Origin of the sequence: Nonomuraea dietziae, from assembly GCF_014195505.1 — a bacterium.
Lineage (GTDB): Bacteria > Actinomycetota > Actinomycetes > Streptosporangiales > Streptosporangiaceae > Nonomuraea > Nonomuraea roseola.
Genome location: NZ_JACIBV010000001.1, coordinates 3,153,538 through 3,173,111, shown reverse-complemented (window position 1 = coordinate 3,173,111; position 19,574 = coordinate 3,153,538). Strand labels below are relative to the sequence as shown.

Below are 19,574 nucleotides of genomic sequence, written 5' to 3'. Positions count from 1 at the left end.
ACATCTCCCCCTAACCGCGGCGCTTCGCCGTACCCTCTTGGGGAGGCGACAGAGGGGCGGGCGGTGGCGCAGGCACCCCGCGTGACGCGCCGACCACTCGCTTTGTGACCTTCGACGCGCAAGGATGGGGACCATGCGTCATCTCTATATCAACGGGGCGTGGACCGCCTCGGTCTCGGGCGAGGGAATCGACGTCGTCAACCCGGCCACCGAGGAGACGATCGACCGAGTTCCTGCCGGAGCCCCCGATGACGCAGAGGCGGCGGTGCTGTTCGCCCGCGCCGCCTTCCCCGCGTGGGCGGCCACGGCCCCCGCCGAGCGGAGCAAGCTGCTGGCCGCCGCCGCCGACCTGCTGAAGGAGCGGGCCGAGAGCGTCGCGAGGACGATCGCGACCGACATGGGCGCGCCGTACGGCTTCGCGCTCAAGGTGCAGACGCTCATGCCCGCGGGGGTGCTCGCCTCCTACGCGCAGCTGGCCGAGTCCCACCCGCGCGAGGCCAGGGTCGGCAACTCCGTCGTGGTGAAGGAGCCCGCGGGGGTGGTCGCCGCGATCACGCCGTGGAACTACCCGCTGCACCAGATCATCTGCAAGGTCGCTCCCGCGCTCGCCGCGGGGTGCACGGTCGTGCTCAAGCCCAGCGAGGTCGCGCCGCTGGCCGCCTACGAACTGGCCGAGATCTTCCACGAGGTGGGCCTGCCGCGAGGCGTGTTCAACCTGATCAGCGGGGCAGGGCCGGTGGTCGGCGAGGCGCTCGCCGCCCACCCCGAGGTCGACATGGTCTCCTTCACCGGCTCGACCAGGGCGGGCAGGCGCGTCGCCGCCCTGGCCGCCGAGAGCGTCAAGCGCGTCGCGCTCGAGCTGGGCGGCAAGTCGGCCAACCTCATCCTGCCCGACGCCGACCTCGCGAGCGCGGTGAAGGCGGGCGTCGCCAACGCCTTCGTCAACTCGGGCCAGACCTGCTCGGCCTGGTCGCGGATGATCGTCCACCGCGACCAGTACGACAAGGCGGTCGGCATGGCGGTCGAGGCGGCCCGCAAGTACACCATCGGCGACCCCTTCGACGAGGCGACCAGGCTGGGCCCGCTCGTCTCGGCCGCGCAGCGGGACAGGGTGGTCCGCTACATCAACACCGGGCAGGAGGAGGGGGCGCGCCTCATCATCGGCGGCACCGAGCCTTCGACCGAGCGCGGCTACTTCATCGAGCCCACGATCTTCGCGGGCGTGGAGCCCGGCATGACGATCGAGCAGGAGGAGATCTTCGGGCCGGTCCTGTCGATCATCCCCTACACCAGCGAGGAGCAGGCGGTGCAGATCGCCGACGGCACCCGCTACGGGCTGGCGGGCGCCGTGTGGGCCGGCACGCAGGAGCGGGCGGTCGCGGTGGCGAGACGGCTGCGCACCGGGCAGGTCTCGATCAACGGAGGCCAGTTCAACCCGCAGGCGCCCTTCGGCGGCTACAAGCACTCGGGCATCGGCAGAGAGCTGGGCGAGCACGGTCTCGAGGAGTACTTCGAGATCAAGTCCCTCCAGCTCTGAGCACCGCAGGCTCGTCCAGCGGTTCCCCGGCCGCCGAGGGCGGCGACCCGCACCGGTCTACGGGGTGCGCTGGAGAATCTTCCTGGCCTCGCTCTTGGGCAGGCGGTCGACGTAGAGCGCGCCGTCGAGGTGGTCGCTCTCGTGCTGGAAGCATCGTGCCAGCAGGCCCCTGGCCCTCAGCCGCACCGTCCTGCCGAGCCTGTCCACGCCCTCGATGCGCACGCCCGCCGCCCTGGGGGTGGGCGCGTAGAGCGGCCTGCCCGTGTCGCGTCCTGGGACCGACAGGCAGCCCTCCTCGTCCAGCACCACCTCGGGATCGTCAACGGTGAGCACCGGGTTGATCAGGTGGCCCTTGCGCCCGCTGCAGTCGTAGACGAACAGCCTGCGTGACACGCCGATCTGCGGCCCGGCCAGCCCCACGCCGTCGGCCGCGTACATCGCCTCGAACATCTCGTCGATCAGCTTGCGCAGCTCGCGGTCGAAGTCGACGACAGGCTCGGCGGGGGTGCGCAGCACTGGGTCGCCGATGTACCGGATCTCGCGCATGGGGCCGTCTTCTCCTGTAAGGACTGGAAAGGTCAACAGCCTCTTACTCTAGCGTGGGACCGCCGTCGAACGCGCCCACGGAACCTGAGAGACTGGACGGGTGCGTGTCTACATCGGTGCCGACCATGCCGGCTATGAGCTGAAGAACCACCTTGCCACCTGGTTGAAGGACCACGGGCACGAGGTGACCGACTGCGGTCCGTTCGTCTACGACGCCGAGGACGACTACCCCGCCTTCGTGCTGCGCGCGGCGGAGGGCGTCGCGGGTGACCCGGGCAGCCTCGGCATCGTCATCGGCGGCTCGGGCAACGGCGAGCAGATCGCCGCCAACAAGGTGCGCGGCATCCGCGCCGCCCTGGCCTGGAGCGAGGAGACGGCGCAGCTGGCGCGCGAGCACAACAACGCCAACGTCGTGAGCGTGGGCGCGCGCATGCACACCCAGGAGGAGGCGACCAGGTTCGTCGAGGTCTTCCTCTCCACCGCCTTCTCCGGCGCGGCCCGTCACAGCCGCCGCATCGCGCAGCTGTCGTCCTACGAGACCATCGGCCAGCTGCCCGCGCTGCCGTAGCGCCCTGCCCGCCGCTCTGTCCCCGCCCTGCCCGTCTGTCCTGCCCGTCCGCTCCGCTCTCCGCCATGTCGGCCGCCGTGGGTCACGACCTGCGGCGCAACCCCCTGCGGGGGCGCTCCTCGCCCGAACGGCCCTCCCCTCGAGGGTGCTCCTCCCGCGCCTTCGCCTCGCGGCGCGGGGTCTCGTCGCGCAGCGGCCGCCGGTCGGCGGCGTCCTGCTGCTCCTGCGAGGGTTTCGACACGTCTCTCGCCCGCATCGCGGTGATCGCCGTGATCTGCAAGCTCTGCAGTGCCATGCCTTCGACTGTACGCCGTGACGGCGGGAGGCGAAGTCCTGCTGGGCGGCGCGCCCGCGGTGGAGGGGACCACGTGACCGCGGAGGCGCCGGGCAGGCGTGCCGTACGGGATCAGAAGACGAGACCCGCCCAAGGGGCGGGCGACCACGACAGGGCGGTGGCCAGCGCGCGCACGGCGCCCGCGCTGTGCTCGGTCAGCAGCCCCGCGGCGTGCTGCGCGTCGAGCGAGCCCCCGCCCAGGTACGCGCCGCCGAGCGCGGCCACCGGCAGCGACACGTCGGGCGCCTCGTCGGTCGGCTTGCACGAGGCCGAGGCGGTGTCGGCGGTCAGGCGCCAGCGGCCGGCGTTCCACGGGCACACGTCGTCGGCCACCTCCAGCACCACGTCCACAGGCGCGGAGTAGGCGCGGGAGCTCAGCGCCGCGTCCACCGAGACCAGGCGCACCCACAGCTCGTCGCCCCACGAGGCGTTGAGGTAGCGGACGTCGGTCAGCCACTGCGTGATCGGGTCGTCCACGGGGCGCGTGGCCTTGACCCTGCTGACCAGGTCGCGGTTGAGCACCGACTGCCACAGCAGCGCGTGGGCTGCGGGGTCCGTCGCGTAGAGCTCGCGCAGCAGCAACTCGCCGTCGGGCTGCCCGTTGTCGCCCCACAGGGACTTGACCCTGAACAGCGCGTAGCCGCGCACCCTGTCGGAGTCCTCGGCCAGCACGCACCGCAGGGCGCCCGCGCCGTCCTGGTCGAACTCCTCGTCGGCCAGGACGGCCGTCCAGAGGTGCTCGTTGCGCCGGTACTGGCCCGGCCGCTCGGCCAGGATCGACTCGTAGACGCTCTCCAGCGTGGCTCTGACCTCGGCGGGCTTGGCCACGGTGATCCTCAGCGCCGGGTCCGAGGGCGCACCCGCGACGAAGGCCGAGCCGTGCTTGGGGATGCGCAGGGACAGCCCGTCGGAGGCCCTGCCGTAGCCGTACCTGCCGTAGATGACGGCTTCCGAGGCGTAGAGCGCGGCCACTGCCTCGCCGCGCTCGCGCACGTCGGCCAGCTGGCGGCGCATGAGCTGGGAGAGGATGCCGCGGCGGCGGTGGGAGGGAAGGACGCTGACCGCGGTCACACCCGCCACGGGCAGCTGACCGCCCGGCACGGTCATCGTGAAGCTGTGGATGCCGGTGACCCCGGCGATGACGTCTCCGTCGAGGGCGGCGAGCGTCCTGTCGAACTCGGTGTTGGCCTTCCAGCGCTCGGACTGGGTCGGGTGGGGGGTCCAGTTGAAGCCCTCGGCGAGCACGCCGCTGAAGGAGGACCACTCGTCTTCCGAGATGGGGCGGATCGGATAGCTCATCCGTCCACCGTAGGAGCGGGCAAAGGGGGAGGGCCACCCAATATCCGTCCCTAATGATCAAGGCGTTGGTCAAGTGGGCTGCCCAAATCGAGGAGAGACCGATACAGTCGAGCGCATCATGAAGTCACGTCCGGCGCCGCTCATCCCGCCACGGCTCCGAGCGCTGCTCGTCAAGGTGCCGGGTCTGGTGCCCGTTGTCAGATTCCTGCGGCGAGGGCCGCTGGCCAGAGACCGCAACCTGCTGATCACCCTGGGCGTGCTGACCCTGCTGATCGGCGCGCTGGCGGCGCGGGTGTCCACCGAGTGGTTCTCCCCCTCGCTGCTCATCCTCGTCACCCTCGTCGGCGGGCTGCAGCTGCGGCTGCGCAGCCTCGCGGTCCTGCTCATGTGCGTCCTGGCCTCTCTCGCCTACGTTGGAGCGGTCCTCGGGGTCCACAGGATCGGTCTCGGCCTCATGGTCACCATCGGCTTCACCGCGGTCCTGGCCGCGCTCATGGCGCGCACCCGCGGCAAGCTGGGCGTGCAGGGGCTGCGCGGCGACGCGATGCTGCTGGAGCTGCGCGACAGGCTCAAGAGCCAGAGCGAGCTGCCCCCGCTGCCCAAGGACTGGGGCGCCAAGGTCGTGCTCAAGCAGGCGGGCGGCTCCTCCTTCGGCGGCGACTTCCTGGTCTCCATGCGCGACGGCGACCAGGTGGAGCTGGCGCTGGTCGACGTCTCCGGCAAGGGCGTCGACGCGGGCACCAGGGCGCTGCTGCTGTCGGGCACGTTCGGCGGGCTGCTCGGCTCGGTCGACGACTTCCTGCAGGCCTCCAACGCCTACCTCCACCGCCAGCGCGGCGACGAGGGCTTCGTCACCGCCGTCCACCTCCGCCTCGACCTGGCCACGGGCGAGTACACGATCACCTCGGCCGGGCACCCGCCCGTGGTGAAGCTCGACGCGGGCACCGGCAACTGGGAGATCGCCTCGGCCAAGGGCGTGGTCCTCGGCGTGGTGCCCGACCTGCACTGCGAGCCCGACAGCGGGGTGCTGCGCAAGGGCGACGCGCTCCTGCTCTACACCGACGGCCTGATCGAGCAGCCGGGCCGTGACATCGACGCGGGGCTCGACAGGCTGCTGGGCGAGGCCGACAGGCTGCTTCCCAAAGGCTTCCGCGACGGGGCCAGAGCCCTGGTCAACTCGATGGCCTCGGGCCACAACGACGACTGCGCGCTCGTGCTCATCTGGCGACCATGACGAATGACACGACCAGATCGTGAGCTGAGTCACTGTCTGGCGGTGGATCAGGCTTGAGATTCTCAAGGCGTGGACAACAGGTATGAGCTCTACTGCCTCGTCGATCCCCTGTTCTACGACTCGCCGGTGATCGACGGCGCCGCCGACTTCGTCCACGCCAGCAGGCCCGCGCCCACCGGCTGGGCACGGACCGAACAGGGTGAGCTGGTGGCCCTGCGCCCCGTCGAGGCGGGGCTGCCCGAGCAGGGCTGGAAGATCCAGGTCTCCGCCCGCCCCGGCGACGCGGCCCTCGTGATGGACACGGTGTGGTCCTACTGCGTGCGGACCGGCCTGGCCTTCACGTTCCTGCGTGGCGAGCACGTCCTCCACCTGCGCAACGCCAAGCACGCGGGCAGGGGAGCGGGCGGCGAGCTCGCCACGCTCTACCCCGCCGACGAGACCAGGCTGGAGCGGGCGCTCACCGACCTCGGCGCGCTGCTCGACGGCCGGCCCTGCCCCTCCCTCCCCGGCGGCCTGCGCATCGGAGGCGGCCCGCTGCACGTCCGCTACGGCGCCTTCGCCGAGCGCCACTGCGCGGGGCCCGACGGCAGGCTCGAACCCGCCATCGCCGACCTCGACGGCAGGCTGGTGCCCGAGTGGCACGGCCCGGTCTTCGCCACCCCCGCATGGGTACGGCTGCCCGCCTTCCTCACACCCCACCTGGAGGCGGGGCGGGCCGTCGCGCTCGACCGCCTGCCGTACTCCGCCGAGGCCGCTCTGCGCCTGACCGGCGGGGGCGGCGTCCACCTGGCCCGCGACGCGCGCACCGGCACGCGGGTGGTCATCAAGGAGGCCAGGCCCCACGCGGGGCTCGACGCCGACGGCGCCGACGCGGTGACCAGGCTCGAGCGCGAGCGCGAGGCGCTGACCAGGCTCGCCGGCCTCGACGCGGTCCCCGCCCTGCTGGCCGAGCACACCGTCGGCGAGCATCGCTTCCTGGTGCTGGAGCACATCCAGGGCACCCCGCTCGACAGGCTCGGCAGGCAGGGCCGCGGCGCCGCCGACCACACCGCGTGGGCGCTCGAGCTGTGCGCGAAGGTGGAGGCGGCCGTGGCCGCCGTCCACGCGCGCGGACTGGTCTTCGGCGACCTCCACCCCGGCAACGTCATCGTCAGGCCCGACGGCGGCGTCGCGCTCGTCGGCTACGAGCGGTGCGTGCCCCTGGAGGAGGCGGGCGGCGGCGCCTTCGCCGTCCCCGACGGCGTCACGGGGGCCGACGTCGACCACCACGCCGCGGCCCGCCTGCGCCTCGCGCTCTTCCTGCCGGTGACCGAGCTGCTGCGCATCGACAGGTTCAAGGCGGCCGAGCTGGCCGACCTCATCCGCGAGTCCTACCCCGTCCCTCACGCCTTCCTCGACGAGGCGGTGCGCACCATCACCGGCGTGCGGCGCGCCAAGCGCGTTCCCGGCGCGCACATCCCCGCCTGGTACTCCGCCACCCTGCCCGACCCCGAGCGCTGGCAGCGGCTGCGCAGGTCGATGACGATGGCGATCCTGTCCTCGGCCACCCCCGAGCGCGACGACAGGCTCTTCCCCGGCGACATCGCGCAGTTCGCCACCGGAGGGCTCAACCTCGCCCATGGCGCGGCCGGCGTGCTGCTCGCCCTCGAGGCCGCGGGCTCAGGCCGCTTCCCCGAGCACGAGCGCTGGCTGCTCGAGCGGGCCATGCGCCCGCCAGAGGGCGCCAGGCTCGGCTTCTACGACGGCCTGCACGGCATCGCCCACGCGCTGGCCCGCCTCGGCAGGCAGGCCGACGCCCTCGACCTGGTGCAACTCGCCTCCAGACGGAGGTGGGAGTCGCTCGGCCTCGACCTGCACGGCGGGCTGGCAGGCATCGGGCTCAACCTCGCCCACCTGGCCGACCTCACCGGCGAGTCGCAGCTGCTGCTGCGCGCCTACGACGTCGCCGACCTGGTCGCCACGCGGCTGAGCGGCAGGCAGCCCGCTCCCTCGGCCGCTCGCACCGGCCTGATGTACGGCTCGGCGGGCCCCGCCCTGTTCCTGCTGCGCATGCACGAGCGCACGGGCGAGCCGGGCCTGCTCGACCTGGCCGAGGCCGCCCTGCGGCAGGACCTCGGCCGCAGGGCGGCGCAGGGAGACCCCTCGCCACACCTCGCCACGGGAGGCGCGGGCCTGGCCTGGGTGCTGGCCGAATACCTCAGATGGCGCCATGACGACGACCTGCTGCTCGCGCACGGCGCCCTCGACAGGGCGGCCCGCGCGCCGTTCTCCTTCCAGCCAGGCCTGTTCACCGGACGGGCGGGACTGCTCGCCTACCTGGCCAGGGAGCGCGGCGACGATCCCGAGATCGAGACGCAGCTGCGCGGGCTCGGCTGCCACGCGGTGCGCTACCAGGCCCATCTCGCCTTCCCCGGCGAGCGGCTGCTGCGCCTGTCGATGGACCTGGCCACAGGTACGGCAGGCGTGCTGTTCGCGGTGGCCGCCGCGCTGCACGACGAGCCCGTGACGCTGCCGTTCATGCGCTCGTCGGCCGCGGGCGCGCAGCCCCACCTGACACTGCTCGACCAGCGGGGACTGGGGAGCGAGACCCCCTGCTGACCCGACCCCCAAGAGCCCGGGTCCCGGAGGAGCGGCGCGGTTCCACCGGGGCTCGGCCGAGTCAGACCGCCTGCTCGCCGCGAGATCGGTGGGCAGGCGGGCTGGACGGCCCCTACAGCCAGCCCGAGTCGCTGGCGATGCGCACCGCGTCGATGCGGTTGCGCGCGCCGGTCTTGCACATGATGCGCGACAGGTGGTTGCGGACCGTGCCGACCGACAGGAACAGCTCGCCGGCGATCTCCGTGGAGCGGGCGCCGCCCGCCGCGACGCGCAGCACGTCGCGCTCGCGCGGCGTCAGCGGATTGGCTGCCGACTCCAGCGCCGCCAGCGCCAGCTCCGAGTCGACGGCCCTGCCGCCCGCGCCCATCGCCCGCAGGCCCTCGGCCAGGCTTTCTGGCGCCACCTCGAGGCTCATGAAGCCCACCGCGTGCGCCTCGAACGCCCTGCGCACCTGACCGGGGTTGGGCTGGGCGGACAGGATCAGCACCCTGCAGCCCGGCGCCGCCTCACGCAGGCGGGCGGCGGCGTTCAGCCCGCCGAGGTCGGGCAGGTCGAGGTCGATGACGGCGGCGTCGGGCTCGTGCTCCATGGCCGCGACGCCGACCTCCTGGCCGTGGCCGACGTCGGCGACGACCTCGAGATCGGCCTCAGCGGCGAGCGAGGCGACCAGGCCCCGCCGTACCAGCGGCAGGTGCTCGGCGACCAGGATCCGAAGCAACACATCTCCTAGGGTGATCGGGTGACTGCGCACTGTCAACGCAGTCTCCTCACTGGGCAAAGGACACGCAAGCCGTTCCGCATCTGATTGTTCGACTACTCTGGCCTTGTCGGACCTTCACCACTGCCCTGGAGCGCGCACAGATGAGTTGGCTCTACATCGCGGGGATCGTCGTCTTCGTGCTGGGGCTGATGGCCTCCATCGCGCTGCACGAGATCGGCCACCTCGTGCCCGCCAAGCTGTTCGGCGTCAGGGTGACGCAGTACATGGTCGGCTTCGGCGGCACCATGTGGTCCAAGAAGAAGGGCGAGACGGAGTACGGGATCAAGTGGATCCCTTTCGGTGGCTACATCCGGATGATCGGCATGCTGCCGCCCCGTCCCGGCGATGATCCGACCAAGCTGCGGCGTGCCTCCACCGGACCGTTCCAGGGTCTGATCGACACCGCGCGCGACGTGGCGCAGGAGGAGGTGCGGCCGGGCGACGAGGACCGCGTCTTCTACCGTAAGAAGTGGTGGCAGAAGGTCATCATCATGTCCGGCGGCCCGCTGATGAACCTCGTGCTGGCGTTCATCCTGTTCGCCGTCCTGCTGATGGGCTTCGGCCTGCCCACGCCCAAGCCGATCGTCTCGCCGCTGACCGCCACCTGCGTGATCCCGGCCAACCAGCCGGTCCGCCCCTGCAGGCCCACCGACCCGCCCACCCCCGCGGCCAAGGCGGGGATGAAGGTGGGCGACCAGCTCGTCACCTTCAACGGGGCGAAGATCACCTCGTGGGACGACACGACCAAGAAGATCAGGTCGCACGGCGCCGGCCCCGTCAAGATCGGCATCGTCCGCGACGGCAAGCCGATGACGCTCGACGTCACGCTGATCTCCCAGGACCGTCCCGCCATCGACGATCCCAAGCGCATCGAGAAGAACGTCGGCTTCCTCGGGGTCGGCCCCACCGAGGTCTACGAGACCCAGAGCCTTGGCGCCGTCGTGGGCTACATGGGCGACCTGACGGGCCGCGTCGCGCAGTCGATGCTCAACCTGCCGCAGAAGATGGTCGGCGTGTGGAACGCCGCCTTCTCCGGGCACGAGCGCGACAGGGAAGGGCCCGTCGGCGTCGTGGGCGCGGGCAGGATGGGCGGGGAGATCCTCGCCTCCGAGGCGCTGTCCGACCGCGAGAAGATCATGATCTTCCTGAACCTGCTGGCCGGGTTCAACCTGGCGATCGGCATGTTCAACCTGATCCCGCTGCTCCCGCTCGACGGCGGGCACATCGCGGGTGGCCTGTGGGAAGGGCTCAAGCGCGCCTACGCCCGCGTCATGCGCCGCCCCGAGCCGAGCCACGTCGACATCGCCAAGGTGCTCCCGCTGACCTACGCCCTGGCCATGGTCATGATCGTGATGGCCGGCCTGCTCGTCTACGCCGACCTGGTCAACCCGATCAGGCTCTCGGGCTGAGGGTCAGTCACCCCTCACCCCGTCGATCCGTTCGCGCAGCAGGTCGGCATGGCCGTTGTGGCGGGCGTACTCCTCGATCATGTGCACCATGATCCAGCGCAGCGACACCTCGCTGCCGTGGCGCAGCCCCTTGCCGATCGTGTCGAGGGACAGATCCGCCGACACCTCCCGGGCGTTGGCGACCTCGCTCCGCCAGGCGGCGAACGCCTCCTCGGCGGTCGTCGTGGCGACGGCCTCGAACTGGTCGTCGGGCCTTTCCTCGCTCTTGTAGCGCGGCGGCGCGTCCTGTCCCATCAGAATCCCGCGGAACCAGGCGCGCTCCACGTCGGCCAGGTGCCGCACCAGGCCGAGCAGCGACAGCGTCGACGGCGGCGCGGACCGCTCGCGCAGCTGCTCGTCGCTCAGGCCCGCGCACTTGACCGCGAGCGTCTCGCGGTGCCAGTCGAGCCAGGCCTCGAGCATCTCTCGCTCACCGGCGATGAAGGGAGGATCGATCCGCGGGTCTGTCATAGCGTGTGATTATGGACCCTTTGGAAGAGCTGCGCCGACTGTGCCTGGCGCAGCCCGAGGCGACCGAGCGGCTCAGCCACGGCGAGCCGACCTGGTTCGTCAAGGGCAGGAAGACCTTCGTGATGTTCGCCGACCACCACCACGACGACAGGCTCGCCTTCTGGTGCGCGGCTGCGCCGGGAACGCAGGAGGCGCTGGTGGCGGAGGACCCCACGCGCTTCTTCCGCCCGCCGTACGTGGGGCACAGAGGGTGGCTCGGGGTCTATCTCGACGTGCGGGTCGACTGGGCGGAGATCGGCGAGCTGGTCGCCGACGCCTACAGGTACGTCAGGTACGGCGCGCCCTGACGCGCCTCTCGCGACCTCTGTCCTCCGTCAGCGCAGGAGTACGGGAAGGCTCGCGAGCCGCCACGAGGCGGGCATGAGCTGCCGTTCGAGCTCCTCGGGTGCGACGGCGAGGCGCAGCTTCGGGAAGCGTGAGAGCAGCCCGGCGAAGGCGACCTCGCCCTCCTGCCTGGCCAGCGCCGCGCCGAGGCAGTAGTGCAGGCCGTGCCCGAAGCCGACGTGGACCTCGCGCCTGCCGTCCTCCTCGCGGGTGAGGTCGAGCCGGTCGGGGCGCTCGAAGCGGCGAGGGTCGTAGTTGGCCGAGACCAGTACGGCCATCACGGCCTCGCCCCGCTTCACCGTCATGCCACCGAGCTCCACGTCCTCGGCCGCGTAGCGGACCCTGGTGCCCTGCACCGGCCCGCACCAGCGCATGAGCTCGTGGACGGCGCGCGGCATGAGCTCGGGCCGCGCGCGCAGCATGGCAAGCTGGCCGGGGTGGGTGAGCAGGGCCGCGGTGCCGTTGCCGATCAGGTGGGCGGTGGTCTCGTGTCCAGCCAGGACGAGCGTGAGCACCATCGTGATCAGCTCGGTGTCGGTGAAGCGGTCGCCGTCGTCGTCGTGCGCTTTGATCAGCCCGGTGAGCAGGTCGTCGGCGGGCGCGGCGCGGCGGCGGGGGATCAGGTCGTGGATGTAGTCGACCATGCTGATCACAGGTTCGGCCATGGCGCCAGGTGACAGAGACACCATCTTCGCGCCCCACTCGCGCCACAGCGGACGGTCGCTCTCGGGGATGCCGACGAGCTCGCAGATGACCGTGATCGGCAGCGGGTAGGCGTACTCCTCGACCAGGTCCACGACGCGGTCGCCCGGCAGCGCGTCGAGCAGCCTGCCACTGATCTCCTCGACCCGCGGACGCATCTCCATGACGCGCCTGGCGGTGAAGGCCCGCGAGACGAGTCGGCGCAGCCTGAGGTGGTCATCGCCGTCGAGGTCGAGGATGCCGTCGGTGAGGTAGACGACGTAGTCGTCGGGGATCCCGCGCGCCTTCATGAGCTTCTCGCGCAGGTCGGGGATGTCGCCGCCGGGAATGGAGGCCGGATTGTTGACGAAGCGGTGCTCGCCCAGCACGGTCTTGACGTCGTCGTACCGGGTGACCAGCCAGATGGGTGTGTCCTGACCGGGGAAGCAGGCGCGCGCGATGGGCGCCTCCTCCCTGATTCGTGAGAAGCCCCTGAAGGGGTCGGTCATCAGTGCGGGATCCATCAGGTTGACGGTGTCCATCGTCGCCTCTCGTGACCGTAGGGAGGATCTGGTCATCGAGTCAAACGTACGCTCGAGGGTTCCGCAGGGCAAGGAGGGCCGTCGGCGCGGCATGGATCGGCGGCGCCCGGCGAGCGCCTCTGCCGCGGCACCGGGGCGCTGGACGCCGAGCCGGCCGACCGGCTTGACAGGAGAAGGCGGGGCGGCCGGCGACGAGGCGGTGTTCACCATGGCCGTCGAGAGCCCCTGACCCGTGAATGTTAGTGTTCGTGCAGGTGAGAGCCTGAAGACAGAGGGCGGGGCCTGCCGGTCCTGGCCGTGGGCGAGCGGTGTTCGGGGCCACGCGGAGGAGGCAGACCGTGGGCGAGGCAATCGATGTCAACGGGACCCGGATGTGGGTCGAGCGCCGCGGCCGGGGGTCCGACGTCCTCCTGATCGCCGGGCTGAGCGATCCAGCCGAGGCGTGGCAGGCCCAGCTCGACGGGTTGGCCGACCGCTACCGGCTCATCGCCTTCGACAACCGCGGGGCGGGACGCACGCCGCTGCCCCAGGGGCGGCTGTCGGTGCCGCTGATGGCCGACGACGCCGCCGCGCTGCTGCGCGCGCTCGATGTCCCTGCCGCCCACGTGGCGGGTTTCTCGGGCGGCAGCCTCATCGCGCAGGAGCTGGCGCTGCGCCATCCAGGACTGGTTCGCAGCCTGGTCCTCATGAGCACCTTCGCACGCTCCGACGCCTACTTCCGCGCCATGACCGGCTTCTGGCGCTGGATGGTGGAGGCCGCCCCGAGCCCTCGGGCCATGCTGGAGGCGTTCTTCCTATGGGTCTACACGCCGCGCGCCCATGCCGACGGCACCGTGGAGCGGATGATCGAGGAGGCGCTGGCCTTCCCGCATCAGCAGTCGGTCGAGGCCTTCCAACGCCAGCTCGAGGCGTTCGAGACGCACGAGACACTCGACCGCCTGCGGGAGATCGCCGTGCCGACACTCGTCCTGGCCGGTGAGATGGACAGGGCGACCCCTCCGCGTCTGGGGCGCGAGGTCGCGGAGGCGATCTCGGGCGCCGTGTTCGAGGTGCTGCCGGGGGAGGCCCACCAGCCCTTCCAGGAGGTCCCTGACGAGTTCAACGCCCGCGTCGACACCTTCTGGCGAGAGGTCGACGAGCGCGGCTGAGGGCACGGGTCCGTTGGAAACAGGACCGATGTGCGCAGCTGTGCCCGACCGGCCCGGCGTCGGCGACGAGACGGCGAACCTCCTCGCACCCGGTGCGAGACACCAGATGCGAGAGGTCGCTCAGGGGAATCAGAACATCAGCTGACAACCCTCGCCGTCTTCACTGCATGGAGATGTGCACGTGGTCGTAGTGGTTGGCGGTGGTGCTGCCCCTGTCGGACATCGAGCGCCAGCCGCTGCCGCTGTTGATGCGCTGCCGCCAGATGACGTACTTCACGCCGAGCCGGCTCTGGTTCTTCAGCGCCCACGCCGCGATCTGGTCGCCGAGCGCCTGGTTGGCGCCGGTGGGAGAGCTGCCTCCCGAACTCATCATGAAGTCGCAGGCGCGACCCAGCGGGTGCTCTCCGCTGTTGTCGACCCGGTAACACCCCACCTCGTACGGCAGGCTGAAGGCCTTCTTGATCTCGTCGCGCATGAGTCGTGTGCGGGGGGTGATGTTGTCTGCCCCCGAGGGCAGCTCGGGCGCCCAGCTGCCGTCGGACTTGCGGCCAGGGCCGGTCGGAACGAGATTCTGGAGCTTCTTCTCGATGTCGTCGATCATGCCCTCCGCCTCCTTCCGATCGTCGGCGACCTGGTCGGCCTGCTCGTCGATCTGGGTGGCAAGGGCCGTGGCCTCGGTGGCGGCCTTCTGCCTTTCGTCGCGGGCGGCTGCGACGTTCTTCACGACGGCGTCCTGCTCGACGCTCAACTGCTCCAGCAGCGCGGCGCTGTTCAGGTCGGGGGAGTACACCAGAGCGGGCAGATCGGGGGTGTTGGCCTGATAGCGCATCTCGGTGATCTGCGAGGCGACGCTCTCCGCCTTGGCGAGTGTCTGCTCGGCGGCGGCCAGACGCTCCTTGGCCGCCGTGGCGGCCTTCTCCGCCTCGGCCAGCGCGACCCGCTTGGCGTTGTAGCTCTCGATGAGCTTGTCGACCTTGGTGTTGAGCTTCTTCAGCTCGGCCCTCAGCTGCTTCTCCGACGGCTTGGGGGCAGCCGAGGACACAGAGGCGGAGCCGAGAACGAGGGAAAGCGCGGCAATGGCACCGCAGGCGAAACGAGACGTGGGGGACGCCACGAATGATCCTCTCCGTCTGCCGACCGGGTTAGCTGACGGGTTCGGGCGGGAGATGTGGCCCTACCACGGAACGTGGATTCACCCCAGGTGCATGGGTCCCCGGCTCCCGGGCGACTTGCCCGGGATTAGGCGTGCAACGGCTGTGAAAGCCGATGTCAGAGGGATATTAGTAGTAAAACGCCGGTAATGCGACTCCAAGCGGAAACCAATTAGTGATCTACCTGTGATCGAAGTAGCCGCGCGGCCTCCTCGGGCAGCACGTCGTTGACGAACGCGCCCATCGCCGACTCCGAGCCCGCCAGGTACTTCAGCTTGCCCGGCGCCCTGCGGATGCTGAACAGCTCCATGTGAAGGTAGGCCAGGTCGCGGCCCTGCCGTACGGGTGCCTGGTGCCAGGCGGCGACATACGGCATGACCACGCCGAACAGCCCGTCGAGCGCCCTGAGCACCCTGGTGTAGACGGGGCCGAACGCGGCGCGCTCCTCCTGGGAGAGGGCGGCCAGATCGGGCACCTGGCGGTGCGGGTAGAGATGCACCTCGAAGGGGTAGCGCGCGGCGGCGGGCACGAACGCCGTCCAGTGTTCGTTGGCGGCGACCACGCGCTCGCCGGCCCGCTCCGCGGCCAGCACGCCGGCGAACAGGCCTGGACGCCTGGCGGCGGCGGCCAGGTGCTGGCGGGTGCGAGGGGTGATGTAGGGGTAGGCGTAGATTTGGCCGTGCGGGTGGGCCAGCGTGATGCCGATCTCCGCACCCCTGTTCTCGAAGCAGAAGACCTGCTCGACGCCGGAGATCTCCGACAGCTCCGCCGTACGGTCGGCCCACGCCTCCATGACGAGCTCGACCTGGTCGTCGGAGAGCATGGAGAAGGAGGAGGTGTGGTCGGAGGTGAAGCAGACCACCTCGCAGCGGCCCACACCCGGACGCACCTCGCTGAGGCCGCCTGCGTCGGCGTAGCTGCCGAGGTGGGTGGAGAAGCTGGGGAAGCGGTTCTCGAAGACCACCACGTCGTAGGAGGAGGCGGGGATCTCCGTCGACCTGCCCGGCGCCGAGGGGCACAGCGGGCACTCGTCGGCCGGCGGCAGGAAGGTGCGGGTCTGGCGGTGGCCCGCCATCGCCACCCACTCCTCGGTGAGAGGGTCGTAACGCAGTTCGGAGGCCACAGGCCTGGGCGGCAGCTCGCGCTGGTCGATCGCGCTTCGATCGGCGTCGTCGCGCCGGTCGAAGTAGATCAGCTCTCGGCCGTCGGCCATGTGCGCGATGGTGCGCTTCACTTGGTGTCCTCCGCGATGATCAGTTCTCCGGCCCTCTCGGCCAGCTCTCTGCGCGCGGCCTCGGGCAGGCCGGCGTCGCTGATGACGACGTCGGCCTCCGACAGCTCCGCGATCGTGCTGATGCCGACCGTGCCCCACTTGGTGTGGTCGGCGGGGACGACCAGGCGGTGCGCCGAGGCGACCAGCTCCCTGTCGGTCTCCGACTCCAGCAGGTTCGGCGTGGTGAACCCCGCGTTCACGCTCATCCCGTGAACGCCGAGGAAGAGCGTGTCGACGTGCAGCCGTCTGATCGCCGCCACCGCGACGGGCCCCACGAGCGCGTCGGAAGGGGTGCGGACGCCGCCGGTCAGCACCACCGTGCGGTCGGCTCGGGGGCTGCGGTGGAAGACGTCGGCCACCGGGATCGAGTTGGTGATGACGGTCAGCTCGTCCACGTCCACCAGCAGGTGGGCCAGGGCCCAGGTGGTCGTGCCCGCCGACAGCGCCACGGCGGTGCCCGGACGAACCAGCGCGGCGGCCCTGCGGGCGATGGCGTCCTTCTCCGCCTGCTGGCGCACCGACTTGGCGGCGAAGCCGGGCTCCTCCGTCGAGCCTGGGCCGTTGATGGTCGCCCCGCCGTGGACCTTCTCCAGCAGCCCGCGCTCGGCGAGCGCCTCCAGGTCCCTGCGAATCGTCATGTCGGAGACGCCGAGCTCGCGCACGAGGTCGGCCACCCGGACCCCGCCGCTGCGACGGACGCGCTCCAGGATCGCCTGCTGCCGCTGTGGTGCGAGCATGAGCCCCTCCTTCAAACAGATTCCACCAAATTATGACACATATATGTTGAAACATGGGGAGTGGAATCGTCCAAACCCCTTGTCCGGCAAGCCGCCTCCGCGAGAGGTTGGAGCCTTACACGGGAGGAGGTAAGCCATGGCCAAGCGCGCTCGCAAGACCAAGGCCCGCAAGAAGAAGGCGGCCAACCACGGCAAGCGTCCCAACGCTCGCTGAGGCGTGACATCGGGTACGGCTCGTACCCGATGTTCATCCCTCCCGCGGGCCGGCGAAAGGCCCGAGGCGAGAATTGTCGCCCCGCCCCGCGAGGGGCGGGGCCGCACCGGCGCGTTGACCGGCCTTCACCTGGGGAAACTGGTCATAGTGTGACGCATGATGTCGCGCGGACTCCGGGTCCTCATCGGCCTGGCGGCCGCGATGATCGTCCTGGTCGGGCTCGAACGCTTCAGCTCGGTCGCCGGTCCCGCCTTCCTGGCACTCACGCTGACGATCGCCGTCAGCCCGCTGCGCTCATGGATGAGGCGTCGCGGCGCGCCGGGCTGGGCGCTGGTGGCCGTGCCGCTGACCGTCGTGCTGCTGGGAATGATCGCGTTCGTGGCGGCGCTGGTCGTCTCCGTCGCGCAGCTGGCCGTGCTGCTGCCCACCTACTCCGACGAGTACACCGCGCTCGCCGCCTCCGCGACCAGGTGGCTCCGCGCGCACGGCATCACCTCGGCCGAGGTCAACGCGGTGCTCGGCTCGCTCGACCCCAGTCAGCTGCTGCCGATCGTGCAGGGCTTCCTGTCCAGCCTGCTGAGCGTCGGCTCGGCGTTCGTGCTCATCCTGCTGCTGCTGTACGGCATGAGCCTGGACGCGGGCCCGATCCAGTCGGCCGCGAACGCTCTGGAGACGACCAGGCCGCACCTGGTGCGGGCGCTGCGGGACTTCACCGGAGGCACCTGCCGCTACCTGGTGGTCTCCACCGTCTTCGGCCTGATCGTGGCCGTGCTCGACGCGGGCGCGCTGTTGCTGCTCGGGGTGCCGCTGCCGCTGCTGTGGGGGCTGCTGGCCTTCATCACCAACTACATCCCCAACATCGGATTCGTCCTGGGCCTGGTGCCGCCCGCGCTGCTGGCCCTGCTCGACTCGGGCTGGGTCACGATGACCTGGGTGATCGCGGTCTACAGCGTGCTCAACTTCGTCATCCAGTCGGTGATCCAGCCGAAGTACGCGGGCCAGTCGGCCGGCCTGTCGACCACGATCACCATCCTGTCGCTGCTGATCTGGTCGGTCGTGCTCGGCGCGCTCGGCGCCGTGCTCGCCGTGCCGCTCACCGCGCTGGCCAGAGCCCTGCTCATCGACGCGGACCCTGGCACCCGCTGGGCGATCCCGCTCGTCAGCGGTCAAGATCGGCAAGAGCCGCCGACACCGCGCGGTGGAACGTCGGGTACGCGTAGATCATCTGGCTGAGCCGCCGCACAGGGACGCGCTCGTGAACGGCCAGCGTCAGCATGCTCAGCACCTCGCCGCCCGAGGGCCCCGCGCTGGTCGCGCCGATCAGCACCCCGTCGGCGGCCACCAGCTTGACGAAGCCGCGCGCCTGGGCGATCCAGCCCCGCGTGGACTCGGCCAGGTCGGTGAATCCCACACGGACGTCGAGCCCCTTCTCCCTGGCCTGCGCCTCGGTCAGGCCCACCGCGCCGACCTCGGGATCGGTGAACGTCACCCTTGGCACCGCGTGGTACTCCGCCTCGTAGGCGGGCTGGCCGAGGATCTCCTTGACGATGATGTCGGCGTGGTACATCGACATGTGCGTGAACGCGCCCTTGCCGACCGCGTCGCCGAGCGCCCACACGCCCTCGGCGGCCCGCATCCTGCCGTCCACGGGGATCGCCCTCGCGCTCTCGTCGAGCCCGATCGCCGCCACCCCGAGCGCCTTCAGGTCGACCCTGCGGCCCGTGGCCACCAGCAGCCTGCGCGCCGTCACGCCCGCGAGGGTGAAGCCGTCGTCCCCGTACGTCACCCGCGAGACCTTCACCCCGGTGCGCACGTCGATGCCCTCGTCGGCGAAGGCCTTGGCGATCAGCTCGCCCGCCTCGGGCTCCTCGATCGCGACCAGCCTGTCGAGGCCCTCCAGCACCGTCACCCTGGCGCCGAACCTGGAGAAGACCTGCGCGAGCTCCACGCCGACGGCGCCGCCGCCCAGCACGATCAGCGACTCGGGGACCGTCTCGGCCTCGATCGCCTGGTGGTTGGTCCAGTACGGCGTGCCCTCAAGCCCGTCGATGGGCGGTACGGCCGGCTGCGACCCCGAGGCGATCACGATCCCCCTCGAGGCCCTGATCACCTGATCGCCCACGGTGACCTCGCCGGCCCCCGTGATGCGCCCATGGCCTCTGACCAGGTGGCCGCCCTTGCCCGTGAAGCGGTCGGCGGCGACCTTGTCGTTCCAGTCGTCGGTCGCCTCCTCGCGGATCCTTCGCGCGAGCGGCCCCCAGTCGGGCGGCAGAGCGCCCTTCTCCACCTGGTCGGCCGCGTGGAGCATCATTTTGGAGGGGATGCAGCCCCAGTAAGGGCACTCCCCGCCGACGAGGTTCGCCTCGACGCCCGCCACCCGCAGCCCCGCCTCGGCCAGCCGGCCCGCGACGTCCTCGCCTCCTGGGCCCATGCCCAGCACGATCACATCGACATCCATCCACCCACGCTAGCCGCAGGGGTGGGACGCCCTCCTTCTCACCCTGCGGCGAGCGCGCCCAGCAGCGCCTCGACCTGGGCGGCGTAGCGCTCGGCGAACTCGGGGGAGGCGGGGTCCTCGCCGTGGACCGCCCTGACGATCTGCGGGAAGGCCACCCCCGCCGCGGCCATCGCGAACAGCGCCACGAGCAC

20 protein-coding genes and 1 riboswitch are annotated in these 19,574 nt (G+C 71.0%); of the genes, 9 read left to right on the top strand and 11 right to left on the bottom strand.

Translation table 11 applies throughout. From position 1 onward, the window contains the following. Positions 1–133: 133 nt before the first annotated feature. Positions 134–1,537 (top strand): aldehyde dehydrogenase family protein, encoded by a 1,404-nt coding sequence (locus tag FHR33_RS15145; protein ID WP_183647540.1) that lies wholly within the window; start codon positions 134–136, stop codon positions 1,535–1,537. 57 nt (positions 1,538–1,594) lie between these two features. Here the strand turns inward: FHR33_RS15145 and def are convergent, their stop codons facing one another. Further along, positions 1,595–2,083, bottom strand: coding sequence for a peptide deformylase (def, locus tag FHR33_RS15140; protein WP_183647537.1), 489 nt, complete (start codon positions 2,081–2,083; stop codon positions 1,595–1,597). Positions 2,084–2,183: 100 nt separating this feature from the next. Between def and FHR33_RS15135 the strand changes: the two genes are divergently transcribed. Beyond that, positions 2,184–2,651 (top strand): ribose-5-phosphate isomerase, encoded by a 468-nt coding sequence (locus FHR33_RS15135; RefSeq protein WP_183647534.1) that lies wholly within the window; start codon positions 2,184–2,186, stop codon positions 2,649–2,651. A gap of 82 nt (positions 2,652–2,733) precedes the next feature. On the opposite strand, the gene FHR33_RS15130 is transcribed toward FHR33_RS15135, so the two are convergent. Continuing rightward, on the bottom strand, positions 2,734–2,946 hold the full coding sequence (locus FHR33_RS15130; protein ID WP_183647531.1) for a hypothetical protein: 213 nt from the start codon (positions 2,944–2,946) through the stop codon (positions 2,734–2,736). 111 nt (positions 2,947–3,057) lie between these two features. Then, positions 3,058–4,284, bottom strand: coding sequence for a GNAT family N-acetyltransferase (locus tag FHR33_RS15125; RefSeq protein ID WP_183647529.1), 1,227 nt, complete (start codon positions 4,282–4,284; stop codon positions 3,058–3,060). 118 nt (positions 4,285–4,402) lie between these two features. Between FHR33_RS15125 and FHR33_RS15120 the strand changes: the two genes are divergently transcribed. Together FHR33_RS15120 and lanKC are read left to right on the top strand one after the other, a co-directional pair. Beyond that, entirely contained in the window at positions 4,403–5,518 is a 1,116-nt protein-coding gene (locus FHR33_RS15120) for a PP2C family protein-serine/threonine phosphatase (protein WP_183647527.1), read from the top strand. A 69-nt stretch (positions 5,519–5,587) separates the two neighbouring features. Next, the gene (gene lanKC / locus FHR33_RS15115) at positions 5,588–8,116 is read left to right on the top strand and encodes a class III lanthionine synthetase LanKC (RefSeq protein ID WP_183647525.1); all 2,529 of its coding nucleotides are present in this window, start codon (positions 5,588–5,590) and stop codon (positions 8,114–8,116) included. Between the two features lie 112 nt (positions 8,117–8,228). On the opposite strand, the gene FHR33_RS15110 is transcribed toward lanKC, so the two are convergent. Next, the gene (locus FHR33_RS15110; protein ID WP_312895545.1) at positions 8,229–8,837 is read right to left on the bottom strand and encodes a response regulator transcription factor; all 609 of its coding nucleotides are present in this window, start codon (positions 8,835–8,837) and stop codon (positions 8,229–8,231) included. 140 nt (positions 8,838–8,977) lie between these two features. On the opposite strand from FHR33_RS15110, the gene FHR33_RS15105 reads away from it, so the two are divergent. Further along, positions 8,978–10,285 carry a M50 family metallopeptidase gene (locus tag FHR33_RS15105; RefSeq protein WP_183647523.1) on the top strand — a complete coding sequence of 436 codons (1,308 nt, stop codon included), beginning with the start codon at positions 8,978–8,980 and terminating at the stop codon, positions 10,283–10,285. A 3-nt stretch (positions 10,286–10,288) separates the two neighbouring features. Here the strand turns inward: FHR33_RS15105 and FHR33_RS15100 are convergent, their stop codons facing one another. Further along, the gene (locus FHR33_RS15100) at positions 10,289–10,795 is read right to left on the bottom strand and encodes a DinB family protein (RefSeq protein WP_183647521.1); all 507 of its coding nucleotides are present in this window, start codon (positions 10,793–10,795) and stop codon (positions 10,289–10,291) included. Positions 10,796–10,806: 11 nt separating this feature from the next. Here FHR33_RS15100 and FHR33_RS15095 point away from each other — a divergent pair, with 11 nt between their 5' ends. Next, positions 10,807–11,142 carry an MmcQ/YjbR family DNA-binding protein gene (locus FHR33_RS15095; protein WP_183647519.1) on the top strand — a complete coding sequence of 112 codons (336 nt, stop codon included), beginning with the start codon at positions 10,807–10,809 and terminating at the stop codon, positions 11,140–11,142. 27 nt (positions 11,143–11,169) lie between these two features. Here FHR33_RS15095 and FHR33_RS15090 read toward each other — a convergent pair whose 3' ends face one another. After that, positions 11,170–12,438: a cytochrome P450 family protein gene (locus tag FHR33_RS15090; RefSeq protein WP_221241107.1), complete on the bottom strand. Its 1,269-nt coding sequence runs from the start codon at positions 12,436–12,438 to the stop codon at positions 11,170–11,172. A gap of 302 nt (positions 12,439–12,740) precedes the next feature. Between FHR33_RS15090 and FHR33_RS15085 the strand changes: the two genes are divergently transcribed. Further along, positions 12,741–13,550 (top strand): alpha/beta fold hydrolase, encoded by an 810-nt coding sequence (locus tag FHR33_RS15085; protein WP_183647516.1) that lies wholly within the window; start codon positions 12,741–12,743, stop codon positions 13,548–13,550. 160 nt (positions 13,551–13,710) lie between these two features. On the opposite strand, the gene FHR33_RS15080 is transcribed toward FHR33_RS15085, so the two are convergent. The 3 genes from FHR33_RS15080 to FHR33_RS15070 form a co-directional block, all read right to left on the bottom strand. Then, positions 13,711–14,592 (bottom strand): coiled-coil domain-containing protein, encoded by an 882-nt coding sequence (locus FHR33_RS15080; protein WP_221241106.1) that lies wholly within the window; start codon positions 14,590–14,592, stop codon positions 13,711–13,713. 75 nt (positions 14,593–14,667) lie between these two features. Then, a riboswitch (cyclic di-AMP (ydaO/yuaA leader) is annotated at positions 14,668–14,806 on the bottom strand. 67 nt (positions 14,807–14,873) lie between these two features. Continuing rightward, positions 14,874–15,935: a galactose-1-phosphate uridylyltransferase gene (galT, locus tag FHR33_RS15075; protein WP_183647511.1), complete on the bottom strand. Its 1,062-nt coding sequence runs from the start codon at positions 15,933–15,935 to the stop codon at positions 14,874–14,876. Beyond that, positions 15,932–16,711, bottom strand: a complete 780-nt coding sequence (locus FHR33_RS15070) for a DeoR/GlpR family DNA-binding transcription regulator (RefSeq protein ID WP_183647508.1) — start codon at positions 16,709–16,711, stop codon at positions 15,932–15,934. Before FHR33_RS15070 ends, galT begins: the two co-directional genes overlap by 4 nt. Positions 16,712–16,847: 136 nt before the next feature. On the opposite strand from FHR33_RS15070, the gene FHR33_RS53260 reads away from it, so the two are divergent. Together FHR33_RS53260 and FHR33_RS15065 are read left to right on the top strand one after the other, a co-directional pair. Continuing rightward, positions 16,848–16,925 carry a 50S ribosomal protein bL37 gene (locus FHR33_RS53260; RefSeq protein ID WP_376773285.1) on the top strand — a complete coding sequence of 26 codons (78 nt, stop codon included), beginning with the start codon at positions 16,848–16,850 and terminating at the stop codon, positions 16,923–16,925. Between the two features lie 156 nt (positions 16,926–17,081). Beyond that, positions 17,082–18,158 carry an AI-2E family transporter gene (locus tag FHR33_RS15065; protein WP_183647505.1) on the top strand — a complete coding sequence of 359 codons (1,077 nt, stop codon included), beginning with the start codon at positions 17,082–17,084 and terminating at the stop codon, positions 18,156–18,158. Here the strand turns inward: FHR33_RS15065 and FHR33_RS15060 are convergent. Together FHR33_RS15060 and FHR33_RS15055 are read right to left on the bottom strand one after the other, a co-directional pair. Then, entirely contained in the window at positions 18,085–19,383 is a 1,299-nt protein-coding gene (locus FHR33_RS15060; protein ID WP_183647502.1) for a dihydrolipoyl dehydrogenase family protein, read from the bottom strand. The two genes, FHR33_RS15065 and FHR33_RS15060, sit on opposite strands and share 74 nt — an antisense overlap. A gap of 38 nt (positions 19,384–19,421) precedes the next feature. Further along, a complete protein-coding gene (locus tag FHR33_RS15055) occupies positions 19,422–19,574 on the bottom strand; it encodes a hypothetical protein (protein ID WP_183647499.1) in 153 nt (50 codons plus the stop codon).